The 16260-nt window shown below is 69.4% G+C and carries 16 protein-coding genes; 4 read left to right on the forward strand and 12 right to left on the reverse strand.

Annotation, left to right across the window (positions count from 1 at the left end):
- Positions 1-297 precede the first annotated feature (297 nt).
- Both Q8791_RS17900 and Q8791_RS17905 read right to left on the reverse strand, forming a co-directional pair.
- Positions 298-510, reverse strand: a complete 213-nt coding sequence (locus Q8791_RS17900) for a YbdD/YjiX family protein (RefSeq protein ID WP_330092867.1) — start codon at positions 508-510, stop codon at positions 298-300.
- Between the two features lie 3 nt (positions 511-513).
- Positions 514-2754 carry a carbon starvation CstA family protein gene (locus Q8791_RS17905; protein ID WP_330092868.1) on the reverse strand — a complete coding sequence of 747 codons (2241 nt, stop codon included), beginning with the start codon at positions 2752-2754 and terminating at the stop codon, positions 514-516.
- Positions 2755-2982: 228 nt separating this feature from the next.
- Here Q8791_RS17905 and Q8791_RS17910 point away from each other — a divergent pair, with 228 nt between their 5' ends.
- Entirely contained in the window at positions 2983-3720 is a 738-nt protein-coding gene (locus Q8791_RS17910) for a spermine/spermidine synthase domain-containing protein (RefSeq protein ID WP_330092869.1), read from the forward strand.
- Between the two features lie 73 nt (positions 3721-3793).
- Here the strand turns inward: Q8791_RS17910 and Q8791_RS17915 are convergent, their stop codons facing one another.
- The 7 genes from Q8791_RS17915 to trxA all read right to left on the reverse strand — a co-directional run bounded on the left by Q8791_RS17915 (position 3794) and on the right by trxA (position 10383).
- Positions 3794-4009: an EF-hand domain-containing protein gene (locus Q8791_RS17915; protein WP_330092870.1), complete on the reverse strand. Its 216-nt coding sequence runs from the start codon at positions 4007-4009 to the stop codon at positions 3794-3796.
- Between the two features lie 286 nt (positions 4010-4295).
- On the reverse strand, positions 4296-5207 hold the full coding sequence (gene pstA / locus Q8791_RS17920) for a phosphate ABC transporter permease PstA (protein ID WP_330092871.1): 912 nt from the start codon (positions 5205-5207) through the stop codon (positions 4296-4298).
- Positions 5204-6211: a phosphate ABC transporter permease subunit PstC gene (pstC, locus tag Q8791_RS17925; protein ID WP_330092872.1), complete on the reverse strand. Its 1008-nt coding sequence runs from the start codon at positions 6209-6211 to the stop codon at positions 5204-5206. The genes pstA and pstC overlap by 4 nt, the downstream gene beginning before the upstream one ends.
- A gap of 114 nt (positions 6212-6325) precedes the next feature.
- On the reverse strand, positions 6326-7471 hold the full coding sequence (gene pstS / locus Q8791_RS17930) for a phosphate ABC transporter substrate-binding protein PstS (RefSeq protein WP_330092873.1): 1146 nt from the start codon (positions 7469-7471) through the stop codon (positions 6326-6328).
- Positions 7472-7862: 391 nt separating this feature from the next.
- A complete protein-coding gene (locus tag Q8791_RS17935) occupies positions 7863-8657 on the reverse strand; it encodes a response regulator transcription factor (protein WP_330092874.1) in 795 nt (264 codons plus the stop codon).
- 184 nt (positions 8658-8841) lie between these two features.
- Complete coding sequence (pstB, locus tag Q8791_RS17940; RefSeq protein WP_330092875.1) at positions 8842-9726, reverse strand: phosphate ABC transporter ATP-binding protein PstB; 885 nt, start codon at positions 9724-9726, stop codon at positions 8842-8844.
- A 282-nt stretch (positions 9727-10008) separates the two neighbouring features.
- A complete protein-coding gene (gene trxA, locus Q8791_RS17945; protein WP_267947578.1) occupies positions 10009-10383 on the reverse strand; it encodes a thioredoxin in 375 nt (124 codons plus the stop codon).
- 260 nt (positions 10384-10643) lie between these two features.
- On the opposite strand from trxA, the gene Q8791_RS17950 reads away from it, so the two are divergent.
- Together Q8791_RS17950 and Q8791_RS17955 are read left to right on the forward strand one after the other, a co-directional pair.
- On the forward strand, positions 10644-11021 hold the full coding sequence (locus Q8791_RS17950) for a YidH family protein (protein WP_330092876.1): 378 nt from the start codon (positions 10644-10646) through the stop codon (positions 11019-11021).
- Positions 11018-11392: a DUF202 domain-containing protein gene (locus Q8791_RS17955; protein WP_330092877.1), complete on the forward strand. Its 375-nt coding sequence runs from the start codon at positions 11018-11020 to the stop codon at positions 11390-11392. The genes Q8791_RS17950 and Q8791_RS17955 overlap by 4 nt, the downstream gene beginning before the upstream one ends.
- Before the next feature lie 276 nt (positions 11393-11668).
- On the opposite strand, the gene Q8791_RS17960 is transcribed toward Q8791_RS17955, so the two are convergent.
- From Q8791_RS17960 to Q8791_RS17970, 3 genes are all read right to left on the reverse strand, one after another.
- Positions 11669-12652 carry an NAD-dependent epimerase/dehydratase family protein gene (locus Q8791_RS17960; RefSeq protein ID WP_330092878.1) on the reverse strand — a complete coding sequence of 328 codons (984 nt, stop codon included), beginning with the start codon at positions 12650-12652 and terminating at the stop codon, positions 11669-11671.
- 103 nt (positions 12653-12755) lie between these two features.
- Positions 12756-13469, reverse strand: coding sequence for a PIG-L deacetylase family protein (locus Q8791_RS17965; protein WP_330092879.1), 714 nt, complete (start codon positions 13467-13469; stop codon positions 12756-12758).
- Positions 13470-13581: 112 nt separating this feature from the next.
- Positions 13582-14337: a WbqC family protein gene (locus Q8791_RS17970; protein ID WP_330092880.1), complete on the reverse strand. Its 756-nt coding sequence runs from the start codon at positions 14335-14337 to the stop codon at positions 13582-13584.
- A gap of 340 nt (positions 14338-14677) precedes the next feature.
- Between Q8791_RS17970 and Q8791_RS17975 the strand changes: the two genes are divergently transcribed.
- Positions 14678-16222, forward strand: a complete 1545-nt coding sequence (locus Q8791_RS17975; protein ID WP_330092881.1) for a glycosyltransferase family 2 protein — start codon at positions 14678-14680, stop codon at positions 16220-16222.
- The last annotated feature ends 38 nt before the right edge of the window (positions 16223-16260 follow it).

The following is a 16260-nucleotide window of genomic DNA, read 5'->3' on the forward strand; positions in this document are numbered from 1 at the left end:
GGTTCCGGTGTCCGGACCGCCCTCCGGGAGCGGTCCGGCGCCTCCGTACCGGCCGACCAGGTGCGTTCCCGCCCCGCCCCTGCGGGCTCCCGACCGGCCCGACGAGCCCCCACACGCGGAGGGCCGACCTCGCCCCGCCGTGCGGGCCCGGCCGGATACGCCCCCGCGCCACCCTCCGCCGAACGGGCTCCCGCCCCGTTCCCGCCCGCCCCGTTCCCGCCCGGCGCGGTCCGCCCCCGGAACGCCGAGGGCCCCGGAACCCGGGAACGGGTTCCGGGGCCCTCGCGGGTCACCGCCTCAACAGCAGCGCGCACCGGGATTGGTGTCGCCCTTGTCCGTGTGGTGGCGCCAGAAGACGCGCTCGGTCATCGGCTCCTCACCCGGGTGCACCCTGGAGTGGTGCTCCAGGTAGATCTCGTAGGCCCTCGCGCCCACGACGCCCCGGGCGATCTGCCACGCCTCCCGGAGGCCGCGCGCCAGGTTCGCCCCGAACTCCGAGCGTGTCGGCATGCCCTACTCCTTCTTCGCGTCCGGGGAACCGCCCCCGGTGTCGCCGTCCGTTCCCGGCGGCCCCCCGGCGGCCGCGATCTCCTCGGCGAACGCCTTCTCCTCCTTGGTGGCGACGAGGCCGGAGGGGGCCCAGATCTTCGACCGCTCGTACGGGGTCTCGGTGGTGGGCAGCGTACCGTCGGGGGCCCGCAGCGCCTTGATCCACACCCGGACCGAGTCGACCAGGATGATGACGATCAGCAGCGCGAACAGGGCCGACAGGATGCCGTCCACGGTCGTGTTCACCACGACCTGGCGCATCGCGGACTCGCCCTGGATCGCGCCGACACTGGTCTCGCCGTTGGCGAGGGCGTCGGAGAACTGCTGGCGCTGGGCGAAGAAGCCGATCTTCGGGTCGGCGGAGAACACCTTCTGGTAGCTGGCGGTCAGCGTGACGATCGCGTCCCACGCCAGCGGCACCAGCGTCACCCACGCGTACTTGGCGCGGCCCGACTTGATGAGCAGCGTCGTGCACACCGCGAGCGCGACCGCGGCCAGCAGCTGGTTGGCGATGCCGAACAGCGGGAACAGCTGGTTGATGCCGCCCAGCGGGTCGTTGACGCCCGCCCACAGGAAGTAGCCCCACGCGGCCACGATCACCGCGCTGCAGAACCACGCCCCGGGCTTCCAGCTCGGGTCGCGCATCGGCTTGTACACGTTGCCCAGGGTGTCCTGGAGCATGAAGCGGCCCACGCGGGTACCGGCGTCCACGGTGGTGAGGATGAACAGCGCCTCGAACATGACCGCGAAGTGGTACCAGAACGCCATCATGGCGTCGCCGCCGAACACCTCGGAGAAGATGTACGCGGCGCCCAGGGCGAACGTCGGCGCACCGCCGGTGCGCGCGAGGATCGAGTCCTCCTCGATCAGGTCCGCCGTGTGCTGGAGCGTCGCGGCGTCGATGGTGAAGCCGAGCTGGCTCACCACCTGGGCGGCGCTCTCCACGCCCTCGCCCAGGGCGGTCGCGGGCATGTTCATCGCGAAGTACACGCCGGGGTCGATGATGCAGGCCGCGATGAGGGCCATGATCGCCACGAACGACTCGGTCAGCATCGAGCCGTAGCCGATCATCCTGACCTGGCCCTCCTTCTCGATGAGCTTCGGGGTGGTCCCCGACGAGATCAGCGAGTGGAAGCCGGACAGGGCGCCGCAGGCGATGGTGATGAACACGAACGGGAACAGCGAACCGGCGAACACCGGGCCCTGGCCGTTGAACGCGAACTCGGTGAACTGCGGGAGCTGGAGCTTCGGCATCGCCACGATGATCGACACCGCGAGCAGCACGACCACGCCGACCTTCATGAAGGTCGACAGGTAGTCGCGCGGGGCCAGCAGCAGCCACACGGGCAGGACCGAGGCGACGAAGCCGTAGACGATCAGGCCGAAGGTCAGCTCGTTCGGCGTGAACAGGAAGACCTCGCGCAGCACCGCGTGCTCGGCCACCCAGCCGCCGCCGACGATGGCGAGCAGGAGCAGCACCACGCCGATGGCGGAGGTCTCCATGACCTTGCCCGGCCGCAGATAGCGGAGATACACTCCCATGAACAGGGCGATCGGGATCGTCATGATCAGGGAGAACGAGCCCCACGGCGAGTCCGCGAGCGCGTTGACCACGACCATGGCGAGCACGGCGAGCAGGATGATCATGATCGCCATCACGGCGATGAGCGCGGCGATGCCGCCGACCGGGCCGATCTCCTCGCGGGCCATCTGGCCGAGCGAGCGGCCGTTGCGCCGGGTGGAGAAGAACAGCACCACCATGTCCTGCACGGCACCGGCGAAGATGACGCCGAGGATGATCCAGATGGTGCCCGGCAGGTAGCCCATCTGGGCGGCCAGGACGGGACCGACCAGGGGCCCGGCTCCGGCGATGGCGGCGAAGTGGTGACCGAACAGGACCCGGCGGTCGGTCGGGTGGTAGTCGGCCCCGTTATTGAGGCGCTCCGCAGGGGTTGCCCGGGTGTTGTCGGTCATCAGCACCTTGTACTGAATGAACCGCGCGTAGAACCGGTACCCGATGGCATAGGACGAGAGCGCAGCAAAGATCAACCAAGCGGCCGAGATCTCCTCACCCCGGTTGAGCGCGATGACGCTCCACGCGAGTGCGCCCACGAGGGCGACGGCGATCCAGACGGCGATGCTCCTGGGTGTCCATTTCGGCTTCGGCGGTTGGGCCGCCTGCCTACTGATCGGAACAGAGGACATCCGATCATTCTCCTCTTCTTACTGGCAACCACCAGGGAGGATCCGGTGGTCTGGTAGCGACCATCGTGCCCAGAGGAGAGGTTGTAACTGGCGTCACAAAGACACCGATTGGATCACGGATTCAATACCGTGGGAACTTTCCCGTAATGCAGGTTTTCGGGCGTCCGGGCTGGTCCTCCGCGCGGACGGGTGCACCGTCGGGGGGTCCGGCACGGGCACAATGTGGAGATGAACCAGCGAATCCCGGACACCGCCCCCTCCACGGACTTCTCCGCACTGGAAGACGGTGCGGTCACCCTCGCGAGGGTGACCGGGGAGACCGGGGGAGACCTCGTGCTCCGCCGAGTGGGAGCCCACTACGAGATCTACTCCAACGGGGTGTTCCTCATGGACACCCGCGACGGCACCTCCGAGAGGGAGATGGTGCGCGCCGGCCTGGCGGCCCTCCCGGAGGGGCGCTCCCGCTCCCGCGTCCTCATCGGGGGGCTCGGCGTGGGCTTCTCCGCGAGGGAGGCCCTGGAGAGCCCCAAGGTGTCGCTCGTGGACGTCGTCGAACTCGAACCCCAGGTGATCGCCTGGCACGACGGGGAGCTGGGCGAGGCCGCCGAGTACGTCCACCGGGACCCGCGCTGCCGGGTCCACAACGCCGACATCGTCGCGTGGCTGGCCGCGGCGTCCGCGAAGGCGAAGCCGCCCCGCTACGACGTGATCTGCCTGGACACCGACAACGGCCCCGACTGGACGGTGGTCGAGAACAACAACCGCCTCTACGAGGCGGCGGGGCTGGAGCAGCTCACCCGCCTGATGGCCCCCGGCGGGGTTCTCGCCTTCTGGAGCGCCAACGAGGTGGAGAGCTTCGAGGCCCTGCTGCGCGAGCACTTCACGGAGGTCGAGGTCATGGAGGTGACGGTCTCGCACAGCGTGCCCGACGTGGTCTACCTGGTCAGCGACCCCAAGGCCCCGTAGCCGACCGACCGGGCCGGCGCGGCCGTGTCCGCCTCCGGGCGGCGGGTCGCGCCGGACACCGGCGGTACGGGTCTCAGGCCTTGTTCTGCGCCATGTAGCCGGCGAACTCCTCCAGGGAGATCCGGGAGTCGCCGTCGCCGTCCATGGAGCGGACCACCTCGGCGGCCTGCTCATCGGTGCACTCGTCGCCGAGGTTGCGCATGAGGGAGGCCAGCTCCTGGGCGGAGATGAGCCCGTCGCCGTCGGTGTCGACGAGGGCGAACGTGGCCGCGTACTCGGTGGTGGGCATCTGTGGCTCCAGGGGTCGGGGTGCGTTCGGCGAAAGGCTACCGGGGGCGGAGCGCTCCCGGGAAGCGCCGCCCTCCCCGGACACGGGGAAGGGGCCGCGCACACCGGCGCGGCCCCTTGGTCCCTGTTCTGCGCGGCCCGTGCGCCGACCGGAAGGGTGCGCGGCCCCCTCCCTCCGCCGCGCCCCCGCCCTCGCGGCGAAATGGGGCGCCGACACCGGCCACAGGTGCGGGGCCGTCGGGGTCAGGGCTCCTCGCGTGCCACGGGCGCCGGTTCCGGCCGGTCCGCTAGCGGCTGCCCACGGACGCCCGCGAGCCGATCCAGCGGGCGATGACCGTGAACAGCACCACCAGGACGAACAGGCACAGCGCCGCGCCCCAGGCGCGGTCGACACCGGCCTCGAAGGGCTGGGCCGCGCCCCGGTACAGCTGCATCGGCACGGCGCCCTGCGGCGACCCCTGCATGGCCGTGACGATCAGGCCCGAGCCGAACGCGGTCAGCAGCAGCGGAGCCGTCTCACCGATGCCGCGGGCGATCGCCAGCATCGAGCCGGTGGTCAGGCCGGGCGCGGCGGCGGGCAGCACGGTGTGCACGATGGTCTGCCACTTGCGCGCCCCGAGGCCGTAGCTGGCGTTGCGGAGCTCGTTGGGCACCAGGCGGAGCATCTCCTCCGCCGACCGCGTCACGATCGGCAGCATCATCACCGCGATCGCCACCGCGCCCACGAACGTGCCGAAGCCCAGGCCGCCCCATCCGATCACGAGAAGGCCGTACACGAAGAGGCCGACGAAGATCGACGGGATGCCCGTCATCACGTCGGTGAAGAAGCGGATCGAGGAGGTCAGCCGGTTCGGCCCGTACTCCACGATGTAGACCGCCGTCGCGATGCCGAACGGGATCGACATGAGGATCGACAGCGCCATGATGTACAGCGTGCCGACGAAACCGGCCGCGTAGCCGCCGCCCTCGCGGCGCGGCGGAGGCTCGGTCTGGGTGAAGAAGTCCAGGTTGACCACGCCGATGCCGCGCCGGGTGACCTCGAAGATGATGAGGACCAGCGGGATCATGGCGAGGACCATCGCGGCGGTCAGGACCACCGTCGCGGAACGGTTCTTGAACCTGCGGAACCCGGAGCCGGGGGGACGCTGGCTCAGCGGGGCGGGCCGTGCGGCCTGAGGGGTGGTGGTCGTGGTGCTCATACGGCGGCGTCTCCCGTGAACTGTCCCAGGCGCCACACGATGACGCGGGCCAGGATGTTGACGATCATCGTGACGAGGAACAGGGCGACACCGATCGCCATCAGCGCGGTCCTGGTCTCCGGCGAGGACTCGCCGAACGTCGCGGCGATGTGCGACGCCATGCTGCTTCCGGTGCCGAACAGGCTCGCGCCCCAGCCCTGGGACCCGCCGATCAGCATCAGCACGGCGATGGTCTCGCCCAGGGCGCGGCCCAGGCCCAGCATCGCGGCGGCCACGATGCCCGAGAAGCTGGCGGGCAGCACCACCTTGGTGATGACCTCCCACCGGGTGGACCCGAGAGCGTAGGCGGCCATCTGCTGTTCCAGCGGCTGGACGGCGACGACCTCGCGGATGATGGCGGTCATGATCGGCAGGATCATGATGGCCAGGACGATGCCGGCGGGGAAGTAGCCGACGCCGCGCACCGGGCCCTCGAAGAGGAAGAACCAGCCCATGGTGCCTTCGAGCCAGTCGAAGAAGGGCCGCATGACGTTCGGCAGGAACCAGTGCAGGCCCCACAGGCCGAAGATGACGCTGGGCACCGCGGCGAGCAGCTCGACCGTGTAGGAGAGCGGCTTGGCGATGCGGCGCGGCGCCAGGTGGGTCAGGTACACGGCGACCATGATCGACAGCGGCAGTGCGATGGCGATCGCGATCACCGACGTGATCAGGGTGCCGTAGATGAACGGCCAGGCGCCGTACGTGCCGGTGATCTCCGTGCGGGAGCCGCCGGCCGTCCACTCGTCACCGAGGAGGAAGCCGAAGAAGCCCTCCTTCGCGAAGATGGGCCAGGCCTCGGACGTCGTCCGGATGACCATCAGAGCCAGGATGACCAGCACGATGGTGCCGCAGGCCGCGACGACCCACTTGAAGATCGGGTCTGCCAGGCGCCCCTTGCCGGACGTGAGCGTCCCCCGCCGGGGGTCCTCAGGGGCCTGTGGGGCCTCGGGGGCCTCGGTGGACATGTGCTTCTCCTCGGTGGCTTTCGTGGGAGTGGAGAGCGTCCCGCCCCGGCGCCTCGGGACGGAGGGGGATGAGGGGCGGGGCCGGGGTACGTCGACCCCGGCCCCTCTGGAGGGTTACTCCGTCGCTTCGGCGTCCTCGTCGGCACCGGCGTCGGCGTCGGCCTCACCGCCGCCGTTCTCGGCGTTGGTCTTCTCCAGCTCGGCGATGACGCGGTCGGTCAGCTCCGCGTTGAGCGGGGCGTAGCCCAGCTCGCCGGCCAGGTCCTGGGCGCCCTGGTCGGTCAGGGCCCAGGTCCAGAAGTCGATGATCGCGTCGGCGTTGGCCTGGTCGTAGCCGCAGGTGTAGGTGAAGATCCAGTTGGAACCCGCGATCGGGTAGCCCTCGCCACCGATGTTGTCGATGGAGAACTGGAAGTTGTCCGGGATCTCGGCCTCGCCGGTGGCGGCGATCGTCGACTCCAGGGTCGGCTCGATCGGCGTGCCGTCCTCGTTGACGATGTGGGCGACGGCCAGGTCGGCCTCCTGGGCGAAGGACTGGTTCACGTAGCCCAGGCCGCCCGGGTTCTGGGTGATGCCCTGGGCGACGCCGTCGTTCTGCTGGCCGCCGACCAGGCCGTCGGCCCAGTCCAGCTCCTTGCCCTCGCCGTACTCGTCCGCCCACGACTCGACCTCGGTGGTCAGGTAGTGCGAGAACACGTAGGTGGTGCCGGAGCTGTCGGCGCGGTGCACCGGGATGATCTCGTCGTCCGGCAGGTCCATGTCCGGGTTGAGCTCGGCGATCGCCGGGTCGTCGAACGTGGTGATCTCGGTGGAGTAGATCCCCGCGAGGGTCTCCGCGTCCAGGACGAGGCCGTCCAGGTCGGGGTTGCTCAGGGCGATGACGACCGCGCCGAACACGACGGGGAACTGCACGGCCTCGCAGCCGCGGGCCTCGGCGGCGGCAGCGAGGTCCTCCTCGCCCAGGAACTCCTCGGAGGAGCCGAAGTCGACGGTCTGCTCGAGGAACTGCTCGACGCCCGCACCGGAGCCGACGCTCTGGTAGTTGACGCTGACCCCGGGCTGGACGCCGTTGGAGTACTCGTAGATCCAGTCCTGGAACAGGGGATCGGGGAAGCTGGCTCCGGCGCCGGTCAGCTGCGCGCTGAGATCGCCGCCACCACCGTCCGCACCGTCACCTGCTGCGTCGCCGCCACCACCGCACGCCGTGGCGAGCAGGGGGATGGCCGCCAGGACGGCGAGCTTGGAACGCCCGTTGCGCATGTCGTAGTTCTCCTCGTTGAATCACCGCTGTCGGGGCTGACGTGAAACGACAGTAAGTGCGCAGAAAGTCGCGCTGACATCGAAATGGAGGCTGGATGGTAGAAGACGGGTGAATGCGGAGTGAATGGAGGTCACCGTTTAATAACGGCGGGGTTGTTCTGCTGTTGTCGGCTTCTGTCATGTGCCTGGAACACACGGTGATGACCTGCGGGTATGCCGACGCCTGCGGGGTTTTCTCCGTGACCGAACGGCAAGGAAGGTGACGTGTCCGGTTGCCCGTGGATTCACCTTCACGTGTGTCGGGCGGCAAAGTGACGCCGAGATGAACAATGGGTCGCTCCGGTGTCCGGCGGAGGACCCTGAGTGTTCGTCGACAGCGCTTTACATTCGCTCAACCACCATTCGCGGTATCGAGCCGGTATCCGATTCCGCGCACCGTGTGGATGAACCGGGGCTGCGCCTCGGAGTCGCCCAGCTTGTGCCTCAGACGGCGGATGTGCACGGCGATCGTGTTGTTCACCGGCGGGAGGGGCTTGTGCCACACCTCGGTCCACAGCTCCTCGCGGCTGACCACCCGCCCGTTGTTGCGCAGCAGGAAGTCCATGATCCCGAACTCCCGCAGGGCCAGGTTGACCGGGTTCCCGTCCACGAACAGCCGGTGCCCCAGGGCGTCCAGCTCCAGGGCGCCCGAGCGGAGCGCGGCGGGCGAGGCCCCGTGCTCCGGGCCGGAGGGGTCCGCCCCGGGGAGCGAGCCGCGCAGCAGGGCCGCCAGTTCCGGGATCCGGTAGGGGCGGCTCACGCACGCCGTGGCGCCGGCCGCCAGGGCCCGCATCGCCCGCTGGGAGTCGCCCGGCCCCACCCCGATGAGTATCGGGATCTCGGTCGCCCGGCGGGTGACCCGCACCAGCGTCTCCAGGTCCACCTCGGGCGGGGTCGCGCTGGTCACCAGCGTGTCCGGCCGCATCATCCCCACCCGGAGCAGGGCCTCCGCTCCGTCGACGCACACGGTGATGTCCACGTCGTGGCCGCTCAGCGACAGCACCAGCTGGTGGGACTGCTCCGACTCGGGTTCGACCAGCAGCACCCGCAACGGGCCCTCCCACCGGTCCGGGCGCTCCACCCAGTCCGTCTCCCCCAGGGCACCCGAGGGAGGGGGGACGGACGCGGAGGGCGTGAGCGCGGGCATGGGGGGTCCACTTCGTCGAAGGTGCGGGGAGGGCGGTCCCGTCGCGGTGGTCCCGTCCCGGCCGGCCCCCGGCGGGCGCCGACGGGGCCTCGCGACCGCTGGTCGCGCCGGGTGGGACCGCGGAGCCGATCAGCCGAAGCGGCCTCACTATCGTTGGTCGCGCCGGGTGGGACCGCGGAGCCGATCAGCCGAAGCGACCGGCGATATAGTCCTCCGTGCGCTGGTCGGAGGGCTTGCTGAAGATCGTGGTGGTCTCGTCGTACTCGACCAGGCTGCCGTAGCGGTCGCCCTCGTCGTCCACCCCGGCGGTGAAGAACGCGGTCCGGTCGGACACGCGCGCCGCCTGCTGCATGTTGTGGGTCACGATGACGATGGTGTACTCGCTGGCCAGCTGGTACATCAGGTCCTCGATCTTGAGGGTCGCGATGGGGTCGAGCGCGGAGCACGGCTCGTCCATCAGGATCACCTCGGGGTTCACCGCGATCGTGCGCGCGATGCACAGGCGCTGCTGCTGGCCGCCGGAGAGGGCGAAGGCGCTCTCCTTGAGCTTGTCCTTGACCTCGTCCCACAGGGCGGCCTTGGTCAGCGTCTCCTCGACCAGGTCGTCCATGTTGCCCCGGGCGCCGTTGATGCGCGGACCGTAGGCCACGTTGTCGTAGATCGACTTCGGGAACGGGTTGGGCTTCTGGAAGACCATGCCGATCCGGCGGCGGACCTCGATCGGGTCCACCTCGGAGGCGTACAGGTCCTCACCGTGGTAGGTCACCCGGCCCTCGATGCGGGCACCGGGGATGAGGTCGTTCATCCGGTTGAGCGTCCGCAGGACGGTGCTCTTCCCGCAACCGGACGGGCCGATCATCGCGGTGATCTGCCGCGGTCCGACCTTGAGGTTCACGTCGCGCACGGCCTTGTTGGACCCGTAGTGGATCGAGAGGCCGGAGACGTCGAAGACGGGGTCTCCGAGACCAGGGACCTCGCGGTTGTACCGGACGGTGTCGGGTGCGACGCCGCGACCGGACTCGGTGCCTCGATCGGTGCCGCGAGGGGTCGCGGTGTTGCTGACAGACATGGGTCCACTTCCGGGTCGGACGGTGCTTGCGCGGTCATGGGGGGTAGAACCGGCGGAGCGCGGTCGAATCCCATGCAAATCCGTCCACATGAAGCCCGGGTGAACGATCCTCGTGGCCTAGGTGAACGTGCGCGGTGAACTCGGAGGCGTTCCGAACGCCGAGCGTTGTCGACCTGTCACCGAAGGCGGGCACGGGCGTGGCCGACCCGTGCCCGGGCACGCGAACGCCCGGCCCCGCCGTTGTCACGGGAGGGCCGGGCGTGGGGTTTCCGGTGTCCCGGGTTACTCCGGGGCGTCGCCGCCCTGTTCGGTGATCTTCTGGCGCACCTCGTCCATGTCCAGCTCCTTGGCCTGGGTGATCAGGCTCTCCAGCGCCTCGGAGGGCAGAGCGCCCGGCTCGTTGTAGATGACGGTGCGCTCGCGCACGATCATCAGCGTCGGGATGGACTGGATCTTGAACTCGAAGGCCAGTTCGCGCTGAGCCTCGGTGTCCACCTTGGCGTGCACGATGTCGGTGTGGGTGTCCGCGGACTTCTCGAAGACCGGGGCGAACTGCCGGCAGGGACCGCACCAGTCCGCCCAGAAGTCGATGAGGACGAAGTCGTTGTCCTTCAGCGTCTCCGCGAAGTTGTCCTTGGTGAGCTCGACCGTGGGCACGTGGTCTCCTGATCTCTTCGTTGGTTGGAGTCGACCGTCGGCCAACCGCCATCTCTCAGTCCTACAGCGGTCGTGCCCACTCGTTTGTTCCGCATGCGTTGCCGATGGCACGGACACCCGCCCCAGATGGGCGATTTCCAACACAACACGTGTTACATACCTGTTGGGGAGGAAAGGCGAACCGCGGCTAGTGTCGATCGAGAGGCACGGACCCACTGTGTGGCAACGTGACCGGGCGGGGACGGAAAACGGGAAGTGCCATGCGAACGGGGGTGGCCGTGAAGGACGCCGCGGCACCGGAAGACGACGCGCCGGATCGGCCCGTCGACTACCGGTTCACACTCGCGAACGAGCGCACCTTCCTCGCCTGGGTGAGGACTTCCCTGGCCCTCCTCGCCGGCGCCGTGGCGGTCCTGCACCTGCTGCCCCTCGGCTGGGCGGAGTGGTCCCGCACCGCGGTCGGCCTGCTCCTGGCGGCACTGGCCGGGGTCATCACGGTCTACGCCCCGCTGCGCTGGTACCGCGTGCAGAGGATCATGCGCCGCGGCGGCACTCTGCGGCTGAGCCTGCTCCCGCTGGTCACCGCGTTCGCTGTGGGGCTGGTGTGCGCCCTCGTCCTGCTGGGCAACCTCCTGTGAACGCGCCCGTCGAGCGCGGCGACCCCGGGCTCCAACCCGAACGCACCCTGCTGTCCTGGCAGCGGACGCTCATCCTGCTCGCGGTGGTGGGGATGCTGTTCCTGCGCGGCGCGCTCACCCACGACGCCGCCGCCGCACTCCGGGCGTCCCCGTCGGTGCGCGTGGCCACGACGGCGGGTCTGCTGCTCGTGTGCGCCGTACTCGGCGCGCACCTGTGGGTGCGCTGGCGGAGGACCGCGTACGGCACCCGGGACCCGGAGGGGGACGGGCCCCCGTTGTCCGTGGCCCGACCGTGGGCGATGGCGCTCCTGTGCGCGACAGTGCTGGCCCTGAGCGTGGTCCTGGTGCTGACGGAGCTGCTGGGTCTCTGACCGGTGCCGCGTGCCGCTGCGACGGCTCGCGGCACGGGCCGTCCGCGTGCGGACCCCGAGTCCTGTCCTCCCTATGCCCTGTTCGGGCCGGGCGGCGGAGAGCCCGGCGCGGTCGCTCCTGCCCTCCGCGGGCCTGGAGCGCGCCGGAGCCCGCCGGGGCGGGCGGCCACCCGTCGTGGCACCGGCGACAGGTCCTCTCGCCGCCGTCGTGCCGTCACGCCGTAGGGGCCGGCGGGGGCGGGGAGGCGCCCCTGGCCGGTCGTGCGGAAGGAGGTCCTACACGGGTTCGGGTACGGCCCGCGGCGTGTTCCGGTGCTCGACGATCGACCGGATGATGTCGTTGAGGTCGCGCTCGGGCCGGTAGCCGATCAGGCGACCCGCCAGCGACGTGTCCGGGTAGCGGCGCTGCATGTCCTCGTAGCCGTCGCCGTAGGCCTTCTCGTAGTCGATGTAGGTGATCGCGCTCGACGAACCGGTGAGCTCCACGACGCGGTCGGCGAGACCCTTGATGGAGATCTCCTCGTGGCCGCCGAGGTTGACGGCCCGGTTGAAGGCCTCCGGGGTCTCCATCAGTCCGAGGAGGCCGGGCACCACGTCGAACACCGAGCCGAAGCATCGGCGCTGCGTCCCCGTTCCGTACACGGTGATCGGCTCCCCCGACATCGCCTGGTCGACGAACCGGGGGACGACCATGCCGTAGCGGCCGGTCTGGCGGGGACCGACCACGTTGAACAAGCGGGCGATCACGCACGGGACGCCGGACTCGGAGCCGTGCACGTAGGCGACCAGTTCGTCCAGCCCCTTGGCCGCGGCGTAGGACCACCGGCTCTTGGTCGCGGAACCGTAGATCCGGTCGTCGTCCTCCTTGAGCCCGTCGGCGTCGTTCTTGCCGTACACCTCGCTGGTCGACGCGATCATGTACGGCACCCGGTGCGCGACGGCCGACTCCACCACGTTCTCGGTCCCGTGCAGGTTGACCCTCAGGGAGCGCAGCGGGTTGTCGACGATGTTGTAGACGCCCACGGCCGCGGCGAGGTGGAACACCGTGTCCGCCTCCGCGACCAGGTCGTCGACCAGGTCCCTGTCCAGGACGTCCCCGCGCACGAAGCGAAATCCGGGCGAACCCTCCGCCTGGGCGAGGTTGTCGGCGGAGCCGGTCGACAGGTCGTCCAGAACCGTCACCTCGTATCCCCGTGCGACCAGGTGGTCGCACAGGTGAGAGCCGATGAACCCGGCTCCTCCGGTCACTACAGCCTTCATGGTTTCCCCTCCACTGCGGGCGATGTGCGTTGCGGTACTTCCGGAGTTGCGCGAGCGGGGCGCGTGTCGGAGAAGTGTGTGGACCGGGACGCGGCCCGGTCGTTCAGGCCAGACAGCGCAGCACGTGGAAGCCCTCCCCGAGGGCGACCCCGGCCTGCATGCCGCGGAGGACGGCGAGGCTGCGCAGGGTCAGCTCGGAGCGCGTGTGCGGGTGCGTGTGGCTCTGCGACCCGTACAGCTCCATGCCGAGGAGCTTGTCCAGCAGTTGCGGCTCGTCCAGCTCGACGACGAGGTTCGGGGGCGCCACCGGCTCGGACCGCCACTGGTCGGCGGCCTCCTCGTAGGCCAGCACCAGGCGCGGGTGGTGCCGCAGGGCGGCGTTCGAGGGGCGCAGGGCGGTGTGCACGGCCTCGGCCGTGACCTGGTGGTCCTGGTTGTAGCTGGTGCGGTGCGGGGCCAGCACCACGGTCGGCCTGAGCCGCTCGATCGACAGCGGGCTCCCGCGCTCGATCAGCTGGGTCAGGTCAACCCGGGGGACGGTGTCGAGCCGCAGGTGGTGGGCGTCGCCGGGGAGGGCCATGTGCCAGTCGTCCCAGCGGAAGTGGTCGGAGACCTTCTTGATCTCCGCGTAGCGCTCCTCGGCTGTGGAGAAGCCCTTCGGCGACTGGTCGGCGGTGTCCCCGACGGTGAGGAACTGGACGAACACCTCGGCGCCGGCGCTCTTGGCCTTGCTCATGAGGCCGCCGCAGCCGAGGATCTCGTCGTCCGGGTGGGGCGCGTAGACCAGGATGCGTTCCTGTGACCAGTCCGTCGTCATGCCGGTTTCCCGTCCTTAACCGAGGTGGGGCGATCGGGGTTGTCCCGAACCCGTGGAGAGGTCCCGGACCCGCGGGCGCGGGCGGGACCCCGGTCCGCGTGCCGACACGCGGTCAGCTCAGGGTTCTCGCCCGGCGGAGCACGTGGAGCGCGTCCGGCCCGGCGTTGAGCAGGAGGTCGATCGCCGACAGGCGCGGTAGGAAGCCGGCGTCTCCGCGCGTGTGCTGCGGGTACACCGGATGCCGGAAGTCCTGCCACTCGACGCCGATCCCGTAGCGGCGCAGGGTCCCGACGTCCAGGTAGTCCTTGGCGCCGTCGCCGGAGAGCATGACGTCCGCGCCGGCCTTGGCGCAGATCTGGGCGAGCAGCTCGCTCTTGCGGCCGGGGAAGTCCCCGATCTCGCTCGCGAGCACCAACGGGGTGTCGATCCCGTAGCAGCGCATCAGCATGCGGATCGTCTCCGTGGCGAGCTTCGCGAGGTTGTCCCACTCTCTTTCGTACAGGTGGGCGATTTCATCGCGGTATTCGCGCCAGTAAGGAGCTCTGCGGTAACAGTGTTCCGAGAGTGCCTTGTAGTGCTTGGTCCTCCATTGCTGCCCGTTGTCAATATGCTTGTCCAGTATGCGATCGTCGCGCTTGCCCTGGTTGACCGGCACGGTTAGCAGGACGGGCTCGTCCCGGCCCGCGACGTAGTTTCGGTTCTGCCATCCGCGCCGTTCAAACTGAACCGTGTCCAATACGACAAAACGGTCGGAACGGTCGATCTTGTCGAGGAGGCCCAGCCAGGGCAGATAGTGCGGCTGGTGGAGCGCCACCCGAGTGATCGGCTCCAGGGGCTCGATGTCATCGCTGGTGACAGTGTTGCTCATGGGTCCGCAGTCATCCCTGTTGCGGGCCGGATCAGGCGAGGGGGATGGTGAGCCGCCGATCACTCCGAGCATTCTCCTTCTCTCCATGGGTCGCCCTCTGCAAGGATTGGCCTGGTTCCAGACAGCCGTAATAAACCAGGGGCGTGCTCTGCCCCAGGTCCTCCTCGCAAATATCTTCTAATGGGTACCACCTCACGCAAGCCCGTGTATACGATTTGCGTGGCCTACATAGGACGCGAACCAGGGTCAACCGCTCCGTGTCGTAGGACGTCAACCTAACACCGACTTTGCGGGTCAATGTCGGCCCGAAACCGATATTTCTCGGAGAGGTCCTAGCGCTGTGCGTATCGCGCGTTTCATCGGTGGCCTGCTGACCGGGTTGATCGCCCTGGTCCTCGCCGTCTCACTCTTCGTCTACTGGTTCGCGTTCGCCGCGGACATGGCGGCCGCAGCGGGTCTGGGCGCGTTCGGCTACGTGTTCCTGTGGCTGGCGTTCGGAGCCAACCTCCTGCTGTGGACCGCCATCGGCCTCCTGCGGCTGAGCGAGGACTCGATCCGCGCCGTGGTCCGGCCGCGCGCGCGGCGGCGCCGGCCCGTCCGGCACGCCTCCCCGGAACGGGTCCTGGTCGGAGCGGGCGCCCCCGAGGCGGGCGCGGTCAGGGCCGGACTCCCCGGCGGGCCGACCGGATCCGTCGCCGTGTCCCACGCCGCGGGGGAGGCCGAGACAGCCCCCGAGGGCGCCGACGGCGACCCCGGCGTCTCCCTCGCGGTCATCATCCCCGCGCACAACGAGGAACCCGTCATCCACGCGGCCATCGGCTCCGCGCTGAGCCTGTTCAACCGCTGGGACATCTACGTCGTCTCCGACTCCTCCAAGGACTCCACCGCGGAGATCGCCGCCAGGACCGGCGTCAACGTGCTCGAACTCCTCACCAACCGCGGCAAGGCCGGGGCCATCGAGGCGGTCATCGAGGAGTTCTCCCTGACCGAGAACTACGGCGGGGTCCTCATCCTCGACGCTGACACCGAACTCGACCCGGGGTACGTGGAGGGGGCGAGGCGGCAGCTGGAGGACCCGACGGTCGCGGCCGTCGCGGGATTCGTCGTCTCGGAGTGGAAGCCCGAGGAGCGCACGGTCGTCGGCAGGACGATCTCCGCGTACCGGGACCGCCTGTACTTCATGCTCCAGTACCTCATGCGGTTCGGGCAGACCTGGAGGTACACCAACACGGCGTTCATCGTGCCGGGCTTCGCCAGCGTCTACCGCAGCGAGGCGCTGAGGGAGATCGACGTCAACCCCAGGGGGCTGGTGATCGAGGACTTCAACATGACCTTCGAGGTGCACCACAAGCGCCTGGGCCGCATCTCGATGAACCCCGACACCAAGGCCTACAGCCAGGACCCCTTCACGTTCGCCGACTACTACAAGCAGGTCAGCCGGTGGACGCTGGGCTTCTGGCAGACCGTGCGCAGGCACAGGTTCTGGCCGAGCGTCTTCTGGGCGTTCCTCGCGCTCTACATCGCCGAGGTCGTGCTGGTCTCCCTGGTCCTGCTGCTCACCGCGCTGCTCGGGGTGTTCGTCCTGGTGGGCACGCTCGGCGGGGCGCCGTTCGCGACACTGCCGTTCTTCGGCGGGGCCTTCACCGCGGTGTCGGCGTTCCTGCCGCTCCTGGCGATCGCCATCGGCCTGTTCGTCCCGGACTACATGCTCACGTGCCTGATGGCGATGATCCGGCGGCGGCCGTCCTACCTGCTGTACGGGCTGTTCTTCTTCCCGATCCGCCTGGTGGACGCCTACCTCTCGCTGCGCATGATCTCCAAGGCGTGGACCACCGACTCCGACGGCCGGTGGAGCAGCCCGGACCGGGTTTCCAACAAGGGCTGACCTGCGCGGATGTGAGATTGTCCGGCCTCGGCCACCCC

Source organism: Nocardiopsis codii, from assembly GCF_036327455.1.
Classification (GTDB): Bacteria; Actinomycetota; Actinomycetes; order Streptosporangiales; family Streptosporangiaceae; genus Nocardiopsis; species Nocardiopsis codii.

Bases quoted from the DNA above. Each gene is read 5' to 3' on its own strand.
- Q8791_RS17900 (WP_330092867.1), bottom strand. From the start codon at position 510: ATGCCGACACGCTCGGAGTTCGGGGCGAACCTGGCGCGCGGCCTCCGG.
- Q8791_RS17905 (WP_330092868.1), bottom strand. From the start codon at position 2,754: ATGTCCTCTGTTCCGATCAGTAGGCAGGCGGCCCAACCGCCGAAGCCG.
- Q8791_RS17910 (WP_330092869.1), top strand. From the start codon at position 2,983: ATGAACCAGCGAATCCCGGACACCGCCCCCTCCACGGACTTCTCCGCA.
- Q8791_RS17915 (WP_330092870.1), bottom strand. From the start codon at position 4,009: ATGCCCACCACCGAGTACGCGGCCACGTTCGCCCTCGTCGACACCGAC.
- pstA (WP_330092871.1), bottom strand. From the start codon at position 5,207: ATGAGCACCACGACCACCACCCCTCAGGCCGCACGGCCCGCCCCGCTG.
- pstC (WP_330092872.1), bottom strand. From the start codon at position 6,211: ATGTCCACCGAGGCCCCCGAGGCCCCACAGGCCCCTGAGGACCCCCGG.
- pstS (WP_330092873.1), bottom strand. From the start codon at position 7,471: ATGCGCAACGGGCGTTCCAAGCTCGCCGTCCTGGCGGCCATCCCCCTG.
- Q8791_RS17935 (WP_330092874.1), bottom strand. From the start codon at position 8,657: ATGCCCGCGCTCACGCCCTCCGCGTCCGTCCCCCCTCCCTCGGGTGCC.
- pstB (WP_330092875.1), bottom strand. From the start codon at position 9,726: ATGTCTGTCAGCAACACCGCGACCCCTCGCGGCACCGATCGAGGCACC.
- Q8791_RS17950 (WP_330092876.1), top strand. From the start codon at position 10,644: ATGCGAACGGGGGTGGCCGTGAAGGACGCCGCGGCACCGGAAGACGAC.
- Q8791_RS17960 (WP_330092878.1), bottom strand. From the start codon at position 12,652: ATGAAGGCTGTAGTGACCGGAGGAGCCGGGTTCATCGGCTCTCACCTG.
- Q8791_RS17965 (WP_330092879.1), bottom strand. From the start codon at position 13,469: ATGACGACGGACTGGTCACAGGAACGCATCCTGGTCTACGCGCCCCAC.
- Q8791_RS17970 (WP_330092880.1), bottom strand. From the start codon at position 14,337: ATGAGCAACACTGTCACCAGCGATGACATCGAGCCCCTGGAGCCGATC.